General features: G+C 58.5%; 8 protein-coding genes. 6 read left to right on the top strand and 2 right to left on the bottom strand.

Features of this window, described 5'->3' with window-relative positions; translation table 11 throughout:
• The first annotated feature begins 180 nt into the window (after window positions 1–180).
• The 4 genes from HQ945_RS18930 (at window position 181) to HQ945_RS18915 (ending at window position 13240) form a co-directional block, all read left to right on the top strand.
• Window positions 181–7782, top strand: a complete 7602-nt coding sequence (locus tag HQ945_RS18930; RefSeq protein ID WP_174208403.1) for a peroxidase family protein — start codon at window positions 181–183, stop codon at window positions 7780–7782.
• Between the two features lie 68 nt (window positions 7783–7850).
• Window positions 7851–9599: a type I secretion system permease/ATPase gene (locus HQ945_RS18925; protein ID WP_174208402.1), complete on the top strand. Its 1749-nt coding sequence runs from the start codon at window positions 7851–7853 to the stop codon at window positions 9597–9599.
• Complete coding sequence (locus HQ945_RS23050; protein ID WP_113281003.1) at window positions 9596–11872, top strand: calcium-binding protein; 2277 nt, start codon at window positions 9596–9598, stop codon at window positions 11870–11872. Before HQ945_RS18925 ends, HQ945_RS23050 begins: the two co-directional genes overlap by 4 nt.
• A 30-nt stretch (window positions 11873–11902) precedes the next feature.
• Window positions 11903–13240, top strand: a complete 1338-nt coding sequence (locus HQ945_RS18915; RefSeq protein WP_113281004.1) for an HlyD family type I secretion periplasmic adaptor subunit — start codon at window positions 11903–11905, stop codon at window positions 13238–13240.
• A 28-nt stretch (window positions 13241–13268) separates the two neighbouring features.
• Here the strand turns inward: HQ945_RS18915 and HQ945_RS18910 are convergent, their stop codons facing one another.
• Both HQ945_RS18910 and HQ945_RS18905 read right to left on the bottom strand, forming a co-directional pair.
• Window positions 13269–13943: a response regulator gene (locus tag HQ945_RS18910; protein WP_027232692.1), complete on the bottom strand. Its 675-nt coding sequence runs from the start codon at window positions 13941–13943 to the stop codon at window positions 13269–13271.
• 176 nt (window positions 13944–14119) lie between these two features.
• A complete protein-coding gene (locus tag HQ945_RS18905) occupies window positions 14120–14800 on the bottom strand; it encodes a GntR family transcriptional regulator (RefSeq protein ID WP_113281005.1) in 681 nt (226 codons plus the stop codon).
• Window positions 14801–15027: 227 nt separating this feature from the next.
• Here HQ945_RS18905 and HQ945_RS18900 point away from each other — a divergent pair, with 227 nt between their 5' ends.
• Both HQ945_RS18900 and HQ945_RS18895 read left to right on the top strand, forming a co-directional pair.
• Entirely contained in the window at window positions 15028–16158 is a 1131-nt protein-coding gene (locus HQ945_RS18900) for a sugar ABC transporter substrate-binding protein (RefSeq protein WP_091951462.1), read from the top strand.
• Window positions 16159–16234: 76 nt separating this feature from the next.
• Window positions 16235–17776, top strand: coding sequence for a sugar ABC transporter ATP-binding protein (locus HQ945_RS18895; RefSeq protein WP_113281006.1), 1542 nt, complete (start codon window positions 16235–16237; stop codon window positions 17774–17776).
• The last annotated feature ends 50 nt before the right edge of the window (window positions 17777–17826 follow it).

Here is a 17826-nt window from a genome sequence, read left to right as displayed (position 1 = left end):
AGCCTTAGGTCTGATTCATTTTCCGACCTTGCGACAATGCGATTTACGACCTGGAACAGTGGAATTGGGCAGACCTTGTTCCGTTACACCCGTGACCCGTTCGAGAGATGCTTCCCACAATGCCCGCTTCGTCTTTGAAGCAGAGGCGAGGACAACAGCATAGTTCCGTGGGAGACTGTCATGGTAACGTTGGTAAAGCACGATCTCGAGTTTATCCTTAAGCAGATCAAGATAGCGGAAGCGCACGCAGCGGGCGGTGACCTGGCCGAACTGGTGGCAGGCTATAATGGCAATGATGGCCTTACCCAGGCGCACCTGCTTCCCTATGGTCTTCGCACCGTCGATGGCAGCTATAACAATCTCATCCCTGGCCGGGAGAGTTGGGGCGCAGCCGACCAGAGCTTCCCCGGTATTTTTGACCCGAACTACATGAACGATGCTGACGGCGACAGTCTCGTCTTCGGCCCTGGCATGATCTATGACAACAACGATTATGGCGTTGGCGGCAGCGGCGGTGGTGATGGCCGGCCCGCAAGCGGGACGGGCCCCGGCCAGACCTATGCCCCAGGCAGCGGAACGGTGATCGATGCCGATCCCCGCCTCATTTCCAATCTGATCGTCGATCAGACCCTCAACAATCCAGCCGCGATCAGTGCGGCCCTGATGCATGCAGGGGTGAGAGGCGCCGCACTGACGACGGCACTCACCGAAATCGTCAACGCCCATACCATTCTCAAGGCCATTCCGGCTCCGGGACCAGGCCAGACACCGCCGAATGCCTATACACTTGCCAAGGGCGTGCTCGATGGCTTGCTGCAGGAGCATGGTATCGAGATGGACGGCAACAGCGTTCTTCTTCCCAACGTGTCTCCCGACGACGGCCTTTCCTCGCCCTACAATGGTTGGATGACCATCTTCGGCCAGTTTTTCGACCATGGTCTCGATCTGGTCGCTAAGGGCGGCAATGGCACAGTCTATGTGCCGCTACAGCCGGACGATCCGCTCTACGTTTCCGGCAGTCACACCAATTTCATGGCATTGACCCGCGTGACCGTTGATGCTGGCCGTGACGGCCTGATCGGTACTGCCGATGACGGACTTGGCCTCGATGGCATTGCCAATACGGCCGACGATGGTCCCGCGCATCCGGTCAACCTGACGACGCCGTGGGTCGATCAGAACCAGACTTATGGCTCAACTGCCTCCAAGCAGGTTTTCATGCGCGAGTATGTTGCCGGTCCAGATGGCAAGCCGATTGCCACGGGTTATTTGCTGGAAGGCACCGCAGGGGGCCTTGCGACCTGGGCGGACATCAAGGCGCAAGCCGCCAACGTTCTCGGCATTCGTCTTACCGATGCTGATGTCGGCAAAATTCCCCTGATAGCGGCGGACGAATACGGCAACTTCATACCTGGACCAAACGGCTATCCGCAACTCGTCGTCGGGCTTGGCCCAGATGGCCAATTGGGAACGGCGGACGATGTGCTGCGCGAGGGTAACCCGGCCGAACCCGTCAGCACCCAAGGCGCCATTCTGACGGGCCATGCGTTCCTCGACGACATCGCTCATGCGGCAGTTCCCATCCTTGACGCGTTGGGAGCCCTGCAGGCCGATACCGACTCAGGCATAGGGTATTTCAATGCCGATGGTACGGCCGGCGGCTTCAACACCCGCGGCGGTCAATTGGCTTACGACAATGAAATGCTTGACGCTCATTATGTGGCAGGCGACGGCAGAGCCAATGAAAACATCGCGCTGACGGCCGTCCATCACGTTTTCCATTCCGAGCACAATCGCCTTATCGATCAGACCAAGGAGATTGCGCTTGCGTCGGGGGATCTCGATTTCCTCAACGACTGGTTGCTCGTCGATGTTGCTGCCATGCCTGCAACTCCGGAGGAACTGGCTGCGCTTGTCTGGGATGGCGAGCGCCTGTTTCAGGCTGGACGCTTCACCAACGAAATGGAATATCAGCATCTGGTCTTCGAGGAATTCGGCCGCATGATGCAGCCGGATATCGATGCCTTCGTGTTCGAACCTTCAGCCGATATCAATCCGAGCATCGCGGCCGAATTTGCGCACGTTGTCTACCGGTTCGGCCATTCGATGCTGCGCGAGGATATAGCCCGCATTTCCCTCGATGAGAATGGCGATCCCGTCGTGGACGATCTCGCGCTCTTCGATGGCTTCCTCAATCCGGTTGCCTTTGCCAATGCAGGCGATGCCGACACGGCCGCCGGAGCGATTATCCGCGGCATGACCAGGCAGACGGGCAATGAGATCGATGAATTCGTGACCGACGTGCTGCGCAACCAATTGCTCGGCGTACCGCTCGATCTTGCCACGATCAACATCGCCCGCGGACGCGATGTGGGAACGCCGCCACTGAATGCAGCGCGCCAGAAATTTTATGATGGAACAGGCGATACGCTGCTCAAGCCCTATCAAAGTTGGGCGGACTTTGCGCTTAACCTCAAGAATCCCGCATCGATCATCAACTTCATTGCGGCCTATGGCACGCATGACAGCATCACCCAGGCCTTGACGGTCGAGGCCAAGCGCTCAGCTGCAACGCTCCTCGTGCTTGGGGGCGCTGGCGCTCCAGCCGACCGGCTCGATTTCCTCAATGCTTCGGGAAGTTACGCGGGCGGGGTTCTGGGCGGCCTCAACAATGTCGACTTCTGGATAGGTGGTCTTGCCGAGAAGAAGATGTCGTTCGGCGGCATGCTCGGCTCGACCTTCAGTTTTGTATTTCAGATGACGATGGAGAACCTGCAGGACGCCGACCGGTTCTATTATCTGTCGCGTACCCAGGGTCTTAATCTTCTCAACGAGCTTGAGAACAACACGTTTGCAGAGATCGTCATGCGCAATACCGATCTCGGCGAGCCGGGATCGACGGCGCTCCCTGGCAATGTGTTCTCTGCGTTCCAGATGCCGACGCTCGAAATGGACATCAGCAAGCAGCTAGGCGCCGACCCGGTCCAGGACGATCCCACCCTGCAGGCCTTCTCACGGCTGGTGGAACGTCGCGACGCCAATGGCAACCTGATCAACGACACGGTGACGGATGCAAGCTACATCCGCGTCAACAGCAATGAGCATTTTACCATCGGCGGCACCGAAAACGACGACACGATCATTTCCGGGGGCGGTGACGATGCCATCTGGGGGCGGGGCGGCAATGACCGGATCGAGGCGGGCTACGGTGTCGACAAGGTTTTTGGCGGTGATGGCGATGACATCATCACCAATGCCGGCACCGACATCGGCGAGGCCGATTTCCTTCATGGCAATGCGGGCAATGACGTCATCCATGGCGGTTCCGGCCTGTCGCTGATCTTCGGCAACGAGGGCAACGACTTCATCATCACTGGTCCCGACGGCAAGGAAGCGTTCGGCGGTACTGGCAACGATTTCATCCTCGGCGGTACCGGCGGCGACTTCCTTCTGGGTAATGAGGGCGATGACTGGCTCGAAGGCGGCCAACGCTTCGATACGCTTGCGGGCGAAAACTCTGAACTGTTTTTCAACTCCTCCATCATCGGCCACGATGTCCTCAACGGCGGCAGCGGCGACACCGACTACGATGGTGAATCCGGCGATGACATCATGTTCCAGAGCGAGGGTATCCAGCGTAGCAACGGCATGGCCGGTTTTGACTGGGCCATTCACAAGGGCGATGTCAACGCGGCAAATTCCGATCTCGGCATACCGCTCTTTGCAACCCAGGAAGCCTTCATTCTCCGCGATCGCTTCGATCTGGTCGAGGGCTTGTCAGGCTGGATACATGACGACACCCTCACGGGTCGTCGCGAAGCTGTGAACACACGTGCCGAAGCCACTGGCACCGCGGCAATCCCCGGCCCGGACTCCGCGCTCGACTCCTATTCCAATGCACTTCTTGAAAAGAACGTGGATCTCATCACAGGCCTTAGGGCTCTCGTGGCCCACATTGCGCGTACATCGCAAACCGGCAACAACGGTGTGGTCGAACAGGTTGTCATGGATACGGCCGACGCCTCCGACATCCTTCTTGGCGGCGGGGGCGACGACATCATCAAAGGTCTCGCCGGCAACGATGTGATCGACGGCGACAAATGGCTCAATGTGCGCATTCTGGTGACGCCGCTGCCGGGTCAGGCCTGGACAGCGTTCAGCGTCGACAGCATGACGGAACTTGCCCCGCGCATGCTTTCGGGAGAAATCAAGCCGGGACAATTGTCGATCGTCCGCGAAATACTGGACGGCAATGTCGCCGGTGATATCGACACGGCAGTTTATACCGACGTTCGCGCCAACTATACGTTCGGGCTGAACAGTGATGCGAGCCTCTATATCGACCATAGCGGTTTTGTCGAGCCGCAGCAGGACGATGATGCAGGGGAGAACGAGGCCAATCCAAACCCCGTATCGGATGGTCGCGATACCGTGCGCGGTATCGAGAAGCTGCGCTTCACCGACGGCGTACTCAACGTAATCGAAGGTACGGCGGCATCGGAAACGCTGAATGGTACCGGCGACGACGATCTCATTGTGGGCAAGGGCGGCAACGACATACTCAACGGTCTTGCCGGGAACGACATTCTGTTGGGAGGGACTGGTAACGATACGCTGAACGGCGGCAGCGGCGACGACACCTATGCGTTCGGCCTTGGCGATGGCAGTGACACAATCACAGAAACCAGTGGTACCGACCGCATCTCTATCGCGGCTGGCGCGCTTACGGGCCTGGCCTTCAGCGAACTCACGTCACCCGCCAGCGCCAATGACAATCTCCTGATCCAGTTCAACGGCCAGCAAATTACGGTTGTCGATCATTTCGACCAATCGGGCGAGGCGGTGGAGTTCGTCAACTTCAATGGCGGTACCTATGAGGGTTATGCGCTCGATGGCGATTTCGCCATCAGCATCGACGACAACGGAACTCGCACCGCAGCAGCAGGGGTGAATACGGTGCTTGCCGGAACGTCCGGCGGCGATGACCTCGTGGGCAATGACGGCAACGACCTGCTGTTTGGCAATGCCGGCGATGACGATCTTGACGGCGGTGCCGGGGACGACCTTCTCGTCGGTGGGTCGGGCAATGACGAATTGATCGGCGGTCTTGGAGCCGACACGATGGTCGGGGGTACCAACAATGATGTTTACCAGGTCGATGACGCCGGAGACGTCGTCATCGAAGCGTTGAACGAAGGAACCGATACGGTTGAAACTACACTTGCCGCCTACACCCTCGGCGCAAATGTCGAGAATCTAACCTTCACCGGCGCTGGCGCCTTTGCCGGCACGGGCAATCAGCTCGCCAATCGTATCGAAGGCGGTGACGGAATCGATACCCTGATAGGCCTCGATGGCAACGACACCTATATCGTGACAGCCGGCGACGTGATCGTAGAAACTGCGACGGGCGGCACGGATACCGTTCAGACCGACCAGACCTACCAGCTCGGTGCATTTGTGGAAAACCTTACCCTTGGCGGCAATGGGGACATCAACGGCACTGGCAACTCGGAAACCAATGTCATCAACGGCAATGGCGGCGACAACCAGCTCTTCGGTGCGGGCGGCAATGACACGATCAATGGCGGTGGCGGCAACGATTTCATCGATGGTGGCACGGGAAATGATACGATCAATGCCGGAACCGGCGACAACGTCATTGTCGGCGGCGACGGCAACGATATCATCAACCTCACCACTTCGAACGGCACCGACGATATTATCCGCTATACCGCCAGCAACTTCGGCGCCGATATTATCAATGGCTTCGATGCAAATGCAGCGCAGGGTCAGGATCGTATCGATCTCAGCGCTTTCGGCCTGTCCGCATCCGACATCGGAACGACGAGCGCATCCCGCATTCAGATCGAGGATATAGAAGACGGCGCAGTCGACGATACGCTGATCACGATCCGTGATGCGGGCAGTAACGTCATCGGCTCGATCAGGCTGGAGGAGGTCGACAACAGCACCGTCACCGCTGCCGACTTCATCTTTACGACGCCGTCCACGCCCGTGACAGGCAATGATTTCGGCACAACAATCACGGGGACCAACGGTAACAATACGCTCGACGGCAATCTCGGCAATGACATCATCAACGCGCTCGGCGGCGACGACATCATTATCTGGAATGCCAATGCCTCTGGTGCCACCGATGGACGGGATATCGTCAATGGCGGCACCGAAGGAACGGCAGGGGATACATTCGTTATCAACGGGAATGCCTTGGCCGAGACATACCGGATCTATACGCTCGCTGCATGGGATGCGGTTCCTGGAAATAACCTTTCCAGCTTCAATGGGCGCACGCCCGAAATAGTCATTACGCGCAATGGAACCGGCTTTGCCAATGTCATTGCCGAGCTGACCGATATCGAGGAAATCCGCATCAACGGTGTTGATCCGGCAGCCTCAGGTACGGCCGGTGGAGACACCATCGAAATCATCGGGGATTTCTCCGCTACGAGCCTCCGTCCCAATACGATCACGATCGAGGGTACGATCGGGGACGACATGGTCGATATCACCTCGCTCGGCTCTGCGCACCGCATTGTCTTCCGGTCGAATGGTGGCAATGACACGATCGTGGGTTCACTCCGTCCGCAGGATGTGATCGCACTCCCGGCTGGCACGTCGATCGCGGATTATGAAGTTTCGATCAGCGAAACAGGACAGACCACGCTTGTCGGCGACGACTACAGCATCACTTTCACAGCACTCGAGGGCATGCCGCAGTTTGCCGATGAGGACTATGATCCGGACGGCGATGACGACGACTATCCGCATCTTCCCGGCGATGACGATGACGACGACGATAGCGACGGTGACGATGATGATGACGATGTCGATGCCCCAGGCGAATCGACTGGCCAGCACACGGGTGTCGGTACTTCCGGCGACGATGTTCTCGTCGGAACTGCCAATGAAGATACGATCCTCGGCCTTGCCGGCAATGACAGTGCTCTTGGCGGTTCAGGCCGGGACATAATCCGCGGCGCGGATGGCGACGATTATCTTAGCGGCGAAGGCGGCCGGGACATGCTGTTCGGCGGCGCGGGGAACGACGATCTCTTTGGCGGCGGCGACGACGATATGCTCTACGGAGACGCGGGCGCCGACCGGATCTTCGGTGGCGATGGTCGCGATATCATTGATGGCGGGGCAGGCGACGATATTGCTCATGGCGGCGCGGGAAACGACCATTTCGTAGCGTCCGCCAATGACGGCAACGATGTCTACTACGGCGATGAATCATCCGCCTGCTCTGTCGGCAGCGACACACTGGATATGGCGGCAATTACCGCCAACATCAATGTCGATCTCGGCTCAGGTTTCATGGGCCGGGGTAGCGCAACGAGCAGCCTTACCGGCAGCGACACGCTCTGGAGCATCGAGAATGTCATCACCGGTAGTGGCAATGATACGATAGTTGCAAGCGCGGCCGTCAACGTCATGGACGGAGGCGCGGGCAACGATACGTTCCGCTTCCTTTCCGCCGACGATGCCGACGGCGATACCATCCATAGCTTCCAGCCCGGCGACAAAATCGACCTCAGCGGCATTGATGCCAAGGGTTCCATTGCCGGAAATCAGGCCTTCACGTTGGTCACGGGATCGGGGTTCAACGCCGAGGGTGCGCTGAAGGTTACGCATGAAGTGCGCGGCGACGGCGACTACACCGTGGTTCACGGCAATCAGGATGGTGGAAGCGGCGCGGAGTTCAAGATCAGCATCAAGGGAACACACACGCTGACTGCATCGGACTTCGAACTGTAATTGCTTGATGGCGGGCCATGCCGGCCCGCCAGCCCTCCATAAGAAATCGCAAAGATCGGGGATCAGTAATGGCCAAGAGCAACAACCGGACCGCCAAAAACAGCGACGCAACCCAACAATTTGTCAAAGGCCTGCGCAGCGTATTTTTCTTTGTTTTCTCGCTGTCAGGCGTCATCAACATTCTTGCTCTGACCGGCTCGTTCTACATGCTGCAGATCTATGATCGGGCATTGACCAGCGGAAGCATACCGACACTCGTCGCCCTCTCGCTCCTGGCAATTGGACTCTATCTGTTCCAGGGCCTGTTTGATGTCATTCGCTCCCAGATCCTCGTCCGGGTGGGAGCGCGGCTTGACAAGAAGCTTGCTCCCCTTGCTCATCAGGTTGCAATCGACATGCCGCGCTTCGGCTTTTCGACCGCGGAAGCACTCGAGCGTGGCCGCGACGTCGACACGGTCCGCGGCTTTCTGGGAAGCCAGGGACCGGTTGCGCTGTTCGATCTGCCGTGGATGCCGCTCTACCTCGTCTTCGTCTACCTTCTGCATCCGATGCTTGGCGCCTTGACCCTGGGCGGGGCATTCATCCTTGTCTGCCTGACTGTCGCCACCGAACTCATGACGCGCCGGCTGGCAGGCGCCTCGCACCAGTCCGCGATTGCCCGCAATGCTATCGCCGATTCCAATGCCCGCAACGCCGATATCCTGTGTGCAATGGGTTTTGCCCACCGCGCCATCGACCGCTTCACCGAGGCCAATGCGCAACATCTGCAGCTTCAGACCCGCACAAATGACATCAGCGGCACCTTCGGCGCGATCTCCCGCGTGCTGCGGATGATCCTGCAATCGGCCATTCTCGGCCTCGGTGCCTATCTCACGATCCAAGGCGAACTCTCGTCCGGCGCCATTATCGCGGCGTCGGTAGCGTCGGCGCGGGCGATGGCCCCGGTTGACCTCGCCATATCCAACTGGAAAGGCGTCGTTGCTGCCCGTGGCGCATGGCAGCGCATCAGGGAAACGGTCATCGCGCTCAGCAATGCCGACCTCCCGATGGACCTTCCGACCCCTTGTATGAGCCTCAAGGTAGAAAAGATTACCGTTGCCGCTCCCGGGACGGGTCGCGTTCTCCTGAGCGACGTCAGCTTTGAGATCAAGGCCGGCGACGCACTCGGTATCGTAGGCCCGAGCGGCGGCGGCAAGACCACGCTGATCCGGGCCCTGACCGGCATCTGGCCCGTGCTTCGCGGCAGTGTGCGGCTTGACGATGCTGAACTCACCCAATGGCGCAGCGATGTCATTGGCGACCACATCGGCTATCTGCCCCAGGATGTGGGATTGCTCGATGGTACGATCGAGGAAAATATCTGCCGGCTTGCGCCGCAGCCCGATCCGCGCGCTATCGTCGAAGCGGCGCGCAATGCCGGGATTCACGAGATGATCGTGCGTATGCCTGACGGCTACCACACGCAACTGGGTCCGCAGGGCACGGCTCTTTCGGCCGGACAGCGGCAGCGCATCGGCCTTGCCCGATCACTTTACGGCAATCCATTCGTTGTGCTGCTCGACGAACCCAATTCCAATCTCGATGCGGAAGGGGAAGCGGCGCTGACGCGCGCCATCCAGGACATCCGTGCCCGTGGCGGCATCGCGATCGTAATCGCTCATCGGCCGAGCGCTCTTGCTGCGGTCAATCTCGTTGCCGTCGTTCAGGCCGGCAAACTGACGGCATTTGGCGAGAGAAACGAAATACTTGGAGCCTCGGCTCAACCAGTCGAAAAGCGACCGGTCCGCGCCGAGCAAGCGGAAAGGGTACCGGCATGATCATCGACGTCAAATCAACCAAGGTCGATGGTGTGGAGGCCGATCCGCAGGCCCGCTATCTCCTTTCAGAGAAAAAGCGATCCTCCCTGCCGCGATATGTCATCATCGTGCTGACCGGCATAATGCTGTATCTGAAGAGCTTCTGGCCGGATGACCAGAAATCGGCGGCAAGCGAGGAAAGCGAACCTGAAGCCGACGTGCAGGATGCGACCCCGCCCGTTCTGAAGCTCGTCGGAAACTATGATACCTGGGCGGATGATGTGTCCGACGTGGCCGGTTTGGCAGTACGCGACCGCGACGCGCCAATCCTGACCCCGACGCGGAACTCCAGCTTCGACGTCGGTGTCGTCTCGAACTCCGTCGCGGCAACAATGGTCGCGTCGCCACAAAAGATGGATTTTTCGATCGAGGACTTCGTTCGGGGCTTTGGACCCGTTTCCCTGTCGCTGCGCGCAGCCAACGACAACCCGCCCGATTTTGCGGCCCGGTCGCCGGCGGCGGGTGCAGTTGGCGGGGCTGACGAGTGGGGTCAGAACAATGGCCCGGTTGCGTTTGAGCAGGACCAAGATCCTGACGAGGATGGCGAACCCACGCCGGAAAAGCCGCACCAGAACCGTGCGCCGCGAACCGCAGGTCCGGTCCAGCTTCACGACGTTGTCGGCTGCGGTTTGGCCTATATCACCCTGGCAGATCTGCTGCGCAACACGACCGATCCCGACGGTGATGCTCTCTCGATACGCAATGTCAGTACGTCATCCGGCACCATCTCGCATTCGTCGGGCGGATGGATGTTCGAGGCGATGGAGCTTGGGCCCGTCACGATCAGCTACCAGATCACCGATGGCGCGCTTAGCATCTGGCAGACCGCATATTTCGCCGTGGTGGCCGAACCTTTAGCCGGCACCGGCGGTGTTTTTGTCGGCACCGATTTGGCCGACGACATCAGCGGCACGAGCGGCGACGATATAATCGACGCGCGCGCGGGCAAGGATAGCATTTTCGCCAGCGATGGCGATGACAATGTCGTGGGCGGTTCCGGCGACGATACGATCTACGGAGGAGCCGGCAACGATATTCTCCTTGGTGGAAGCGGCAATGACTGTATCTCGGGCGGTGCGGGCAAAGATCGCGTGTTTGCCGGGTCCGGCAACGACATCGCGTTCGGCGACGATGGCGACGATTGGATTTCTGGCGGCGAAGGCAGTGATCTGATCTTCGGCGGCAGCGGCAATGACAGCTTGCTGGGTGAAACCGGCGATGACGTTCTGGAAGGAGGAGACGGCGACGACAGTGTTTTCGGAGGGGATGGAAACGACCGCCTTCTCGGCGCAAGCGGCGCAGACAAACTCGATGGCGGCGGCGGGAATGATTTTCTCTCGGGCGGCGAAGGTTCGGATACGGTGGCTGGCGGCCAGGGTAATGATGTGATTGCGGGCGACATGGATGCCGTTGCCGACAGCTACTCCGGCGATGCCGGGTTCGATACGATCGACTATTCTTCCGCGCGGCGCGATATTGCCCTCGATGCCGCGGCCGGGTGCGCTACGGGCGTCGAGATCGGGGAGGATACGATCTCGGGTTTCGAGATATACAGAACCGGAGCTGGCGACGACACAGTCATAGGCAGCCTCCTCGACGATGCGATCTTCACGAACGAAGGCGACGACACCATAGTGGATGGCGGTGGTTGCGACACGATCGACGCGGGAAGCGGCAATGATACCATCCTTGCTGCAGCCGACGGCGCCAACGACAGGTTTATCGGTTCGGCGGGCGTCGATACTATCAGCTATGCCCAGTCGGGAGCCGGGGTCGTCATAGACATGGACAATGGCACCGCGACCGGCGTCATGGTCGGTTCCGACATTATTGACGGCTTTGAACGCGTCATTGGCGGCGAGGGCAACGATCACCTGATCGCCGCGAGCGACACCGTTTCTCTTACCGGCGGAAATGGCGATGACATCTTCGAGTTCAGGGCAAAAGGTGACGGCGCAGCCATCATTCACGAAATACTGGACTTCGTGGTCGGCGACCGTATTCGCATTTCGCAATACGACATCTTCAATGAAGTGATGGACGCAATCGAAGACCGCTTCGAAAACGTTTACGGCGAAACGGAACGACCTGATCTTCCGATACGCATCAGCCATGCACAGACCGAGAATATGAACCGTACTTTGATCGAAGCGGATCTGGATGGCGACGGCTATCAGGAACTGACGATCAGCCTCGACGGCCATCACATGCTGGTGTTCGTCGAGAACGTGTGAACGCAATTATAGAACGGGGAAACGAGAACCATGAAAAATCGGCAAGCCTTGCGAAACAGTGTTGCGGCGATAGCCGTAGCCGACGACGAACATTTCCGGCTGCGTGCCAGGATAATTTGCGGCCTGGCATTCGGATTCTTGCTGCTGGCCGGCGCCGGCGGATGGGCAGCCACCGCCCAGCTTACCGGCGCAGTCATTGCGTCAGGTTCCGTCAAGGTAGACCGTAACCTCAAGGCCATTCAGCACCGGGATGGCGGCATTGTTTCCGAGATAGCAGTGCGCGAGGGCGATTTCGTTGAAAAGGGCCAGGTCATGCTGCGGCTCGACGATGCCCAAACGCGCGCTGAACTTGCGATCATCCGCTCGCAGCTGGTCGAATTGACGGTAAGGAAAGCCCGCCTCGTTTCCGAGCGCGATGATCTTGATCATCTCATATTGCCGGAACGGACGCTTGGCAGCGATCAGCATTCCACAATGACGCTGGCCGGCGAAGAACGCCTTCTGCGCGGCAATCGCGGGCACCGCAACAGCCAGAAAAGGCAACTTGATCTTGGCATCGCCCAGCTAGGCGAAGAGATCAAAGGGCTTGAAGCACAGCGGGACGCGAAGAACGAAGAGATTCGCCTCGTCGAACTCGAACATGGAAAGATCAAGGGACTTGCCGACAAGAAGCTGATCGAGGGCAACCGCATCTATGTGATCGAACGCGAGCTGGCGAGCCTTCGCGCGACCCGCGCTGAAGCGGAAGCCGGTATTGCAAGGGCAAGGTCGCGCTGCAGCGAATTGCAATTGCAGATACTTTCCGTCGACGAGACGGCCCGAAACGAGGCTCAGCGCGAACTGACGACCATCGAACCGAAGATCGCCGAACTTAACGAACGCCGTGTTGCCGTCGAAGACCGGCTGTCCCGCACCGATATTCGCGCGCCGCTCGCGGGCACGATCAACGAGCTTGCCGTGCATACGATCGGAGGCGTGGTGACGCCGGCCGCTCAATTGATCACGCTCGTTCCCGACAATGCGAAGCTGAAGATCGTCGCGCGCATCCAGCCGACCGATATCGACCAGGTATCGACCGGACAAAAAGCTAAGCTTCGCTTTTCCGCGTTCAATCAACGGACCACGCCCGAAGTCTCGGGTACGGTCGCATTTGTTTCGCCTTCCACGTCGACCGATACGACCACCGGTCAGGTCTACTACCTGGCCGAGATCGAAGTGAGCGAGGAGGAAATGGAAGGATTGGCGGGAAATGAGCTGAAGCCGGGAATGCCTGTCGAGGCGTTCATATCAACCGAGAACCGCACGGCTCTGTCGTTCCTGTCAAAGCCCCTCATGGATCAGTTTCGACGCGCATTCCGCGAGGAATGAAGCAGCCTTCCAGTCAGAAACAATTCGGTTAGTTGAGGAGTTGCCGGGTCTGGCTCCCCACGGAGCCGGGCAGGCGTTTCTGGGCCGCAAGCACGACTTCCAGCCGGTTGCGCGCGTGCAGCTTCTGCATGAGGATGGTCATATAGTGCTTGACGGTCTTTACGCTGATGTCGAGTTGCTCGCCAATTTCCTTGTTGGTCCGCCCTTCTAGAAGCAAATTTACGATTTGCTCTTCGCGAACACTCAAGCGTATGGCCTCGCTCTTGTTCTTTTGCATCGAGACACGGCGGAGCGCGAGGATGACCTGCGCTGCAAGGCTTTGCGTGATATAGGTTTCGCCGCCAAGAACGGCCCGAACCGCCTGGCGAAGGTCGTCGGCGCTGCTGCCCTTCAACACGTAGCCGCTGGCGCCGGCTTCGAAGGCCTCTACCGCGCTGTCGACACCGACGGCGGAGGTGAAAGCCACGATCTTCGTTTCCGGCATAGTTTGTGAAATGGATGTCATCGCCTCGAGCGTATCACCCGGCATATTCAGGTCGACGATAAGGACATTCGGCTTCAAGCGATTGGTAATATCGAGGGCATCCGCCGCTGTGCCGCCTTTCCCAACAACGTGATAGGCGTTGTCGCTCGCAAAGATACTGGCGATACCTTCTAGAAGAATGGGATGATCGTCGACAAATGCGATCGAAAATTTGGACATTTCGCCCCCGGGCCATTCCGATCTATTCGATCGGTGGTTTGTTTTTATTATCAGGAGCTTTGCATGGTCGTAGCCGAGATCCAATTACGGAATTCGATGTAAACTCGATCGGCAGCGTCTACGGAAATTTAAGTCCGGCCGTAGACTGACACATCAAGGGACGGTGGATATCGGTGTCAGGTCACAAGTTCCAAAAGAACTTCATAAGCCGCGTCGATATCGGATTGTATAGCCAGTTTGACCCGATCCCCGTCATGGGCGCTCAGGGCAGCAAACATCGCGCGGTGATGTTCATTGGCCTTGGTGTAGTTGCCGGAATCGTGCAGCATGTTGAAGTATGGACTCACCTGCAACCACAGATTCTCGATGATGTTGAGGATGCTTTCGGAGCCGGCAGCGCGGTAAATGGAAAAATGGAAGGCATAATTCGCGCGTAGATAGGATTTTATGTTTCCAGACGCATTCCCTGCCTCAAGCGACTCCAGCACGACCCGCAGGGCATCCAGTTCTTCCTGCTGTATGCGTTCGGCAGCCCATTTTCCTGCCAAGGCCTCAATCTCAATGCGCACATTCCGAAGATCTGTCAGCTTGGCGCGGCTCAAGCGCGGTATGCCGATCGATCGGCCTGAGACGACGGTCAAGGCGTTGGCAGCCGTCAACCGCCTTAAAGCCTCGCGTACGGGCATGGCGCTCACGCCGAACGCATCGGCGAGGCTCTGCACCGGAACCATCTCGCCCGGCACAATGCCACCCTCCAGGATGAGCCCTGTGACTTGACGATATACGCGGTCCTGCAAGGTCTCCCTTGAAAGGGGGACTATCTCAACTCCTGGCCGTTTAAAACCAGTCTCAGCCATTTGCTATGCCTTCTGTGTCGGGGCGGTTGTCCCCGTGTTGTCTGCTCGCAATGCAACCTCTGCAGGAGCGCGTCAAGCTATGTCTGTTTATCACACGCATCGGCTTTTGTTATATCAATTTATCATTGATCTTTGATCAAATGGTGATACGGTCCTTGCAGCGGAACGGCAAGACGTTTGAGGAAGCGTCTTGGGAGGTGTTTCGCACAAAGGGGAGGAGTTAAACGATGGATGTCATATCGAGAATCCAGCGCCTTGTCGTATGCGCTGGAATTGCCGCCGGGGCTACTCTGGCTGGCGGGCATGCGGACGCCGCTGAAAAGCATAAAATCTTCCTGAGCATGAGCTTCATCGGCAATGACTGGCAGGCGGAGGCCGCCAACATGGTCAAGGCCATGGCAGCCCATAAGAGTCTCGCCGACAAGGTCGACCTGCAAGTTCAGGTGGCCGGGCCTAATGCTCAACGCCAGATTCAGCAAATCAACGCGATGGTTCAGGCAGGCGCCGAGGCAATCGTCGTGTTCCCCATTTCTCCGACTGCACTCAACCAGGTCGTTAAGAATGCTTGCGACAAGGGCGTAAAGGTATTTGCCTATGACGGCGAAATCACCGAGCCATGCGCTTATAATATAGCGATCGATCAGGAAGAGGCTGGCCGCGTGACGGCGGAATGGCTGGTGAAGAAGCTCAACGGCAAGGGCAACATTATTGCGATTACGGGCGTGCCCGGGACTTCTGTCGATAATCTGCGCACCAAGGCGGCAAAGGAAGTTTTCGCTAAATATCCAGACATCAAGATTGTCGGTGAGGCCGTCGGCATGTGGAGTCAGGCGGTTGCCCGTACGGAACTGTCCAAGATTTTGGCAACGCGCAACTGGGACGAGATCAACGGGCTCTGGATGCAGGTGGGTTGCTTCACGGCAAACTCCATGCAGCTTGAAGCCGGCAAGAAGCCGGAACAGTTGCTCCCATGCGCAGGCGAGGGATCGAATGGCGGGCGTATACAGATGCTTCCCGCCGGCACTGAAGTCGAAGGGGCTACTTCGCCCTATGCACCGCTCGGTGCCCCACGCATTTCCTATGCCTCGCCGCCCTATTCCGGTGCTTTGGCCCTGAAGCTCGCTGTTGAGGCGATCGAAGGCAAGGATGTGCCGAAAAAGACGGTATTGCCACTGCCTTTGGTAACGAACGAAACGATCAAGCTGTGCCAGGAAGGCACCTGGCAGGAAATGAAGGAGGGCTGCAATGCCTTCAAGCCCGCGATCGTCTCGAATCCCGGTTGGTTCGCCTCGATCTTTTCCGACCAGACACCAGAAATTGGTCTGAACGCGGCACTCGTAGGCCAGCCCGAAAACTAGAGGACAGAGCGTGGAGCGGATTGGCCGCTCCACGCTTGCCCGCCCAATTTTCATAATACAGGCAGGACCCTCCGGGATGAAATCAGCAGTTGAACAAGCCGCGATAGAAGTTGCGGACCTTCGCAAGGCATTCGGTGCGACGGTTGCGGTGAACGGCGTGTCATTCGCGATCGCTCCCGGAAGCACCCACGCGCTTCTTGGCGAAAACGGCGCTGGCAAGTCGACGATCGTGAAGCTTCTGTCGGGTCTCCTGCGCCCGGATGAGGGTCAGATATCGGTATTCGGAGAGAAGGTGACATTGAAGGCGCCGCGTTATGCCCATGCACGTGGCGTGCAAACCGCGTTCCAGGAGATGACTCTGGCCCGCGACCTCACTGTCCTTGATAACCTGCTTATGCCCTATGCGCCGATGGGGGTCACAGGCTTGATCCGCCGCGCCTCGGCGCGACGCGCCATCGTCGAGCATTTGAAGGAACTCGACTTTTCGGTCGATCTCGATGCTGAGGTTGGGACCCTGGATTTGGCCATCCAGCAGAAAATCGAGATCGCGCGCGCCATCTATCGCAAGCCCCGCATACTGCTTCTCGACGAGCCGACATCGACGCTCGCCGGCGGTGACGTCGAGTGGCTCGGCCGTATCATTGCCAAATTGAAGTCGGCAGGAACGACCATCGTTTTCATCACACACCGCATGCGTGAGGTCCGCGCATTCTGCGACACGCTGACAATATTGCGCAACGGCCAGCATATAACGACATGCTCGGTGGAATCCATCACCGATGCACAAGTCATAGAGAGCATCGTTGGCCGCAGTATCGCGCAGACTTTCCCCGAACGACCGAAAAATGACTCTGCTTTTGGCGCACCGGTACTCGGGGTGCGTAATCTCGTTGCAGGTAAAAAACTGCAAGACGCCAGCTTTGATTTGCGAAAGGGCGAGATTCTCGGCGTCGCCGGGTTGCAGGGCATGGGTCAGCTCGACCTTTTTCTGGCCTGTTTCGGGATGACCGAGGTCGTGCGTGGCGACATCCTCGTCGACGGCCGCAAGGTCCGGTTTGGCTCGCCGGCGGACGCCCTGAAACCCAACATTGCCATCGGGCTTGTCCCCGAAGATCGCAAGACCGAAGGCCTGTTTCTGAAGCTCAACGGCACCGTCAATGCGTCCCTTCCGGTAATCCAGCGCTTTTCACGATTCGGCTTGATTCAAACCGGGCTTGAGCAAGAGGCGGTCCGCACCGCCTTCGGCACAGTCGAAGTGGACGAACGCGCTCTTTGGACGAGGGCGGGGTCTTTTTCCGGGGGCAATCAACAAAAGATAGCGATTGCCAAGTGGCTCGTGGCGCAGAGCCGCATCCTGCTTTTGTTCGATCCGACCCGTGGCATCGATGTCGGCACGAAACATGAGCTTTATGTGATGATGCGAAATTTTACCGATTCCGGCGGTTCCGTCCTGCTGCACTCGACCGAAATCCCGGAACTCGTGCATTTATGCGACCGCGTCCTTGTTCTCTACGATGGTCGCGTTGCGGCGTTCCTGACGCGTGACCAGTTGACGGAAACCTCGATCATGCGCCCGGCTCTCGGTCACGAAACACCGACGCAGGAGGCTGCCGAATGACGATGACCAGTATGGCAGCTCCCAAACGCGACAGGCTCCGGTTTCTTGCC

The organism is Phyllobacterium pellucidum (assembly GCF_013327855.1).
Lineage (GTDB): Bacteria > Pseudomonadota > Alphaproteobacteria > Rhizobiales > Rhizobiaceae > Phyllobacterium > Phyllobacterium pellucidum.
The sequence above is the reverse complement of the archived record's forward strand: the minus strand, read 5'-3'. Positions and strand labels throughout refer to the sequence as shown.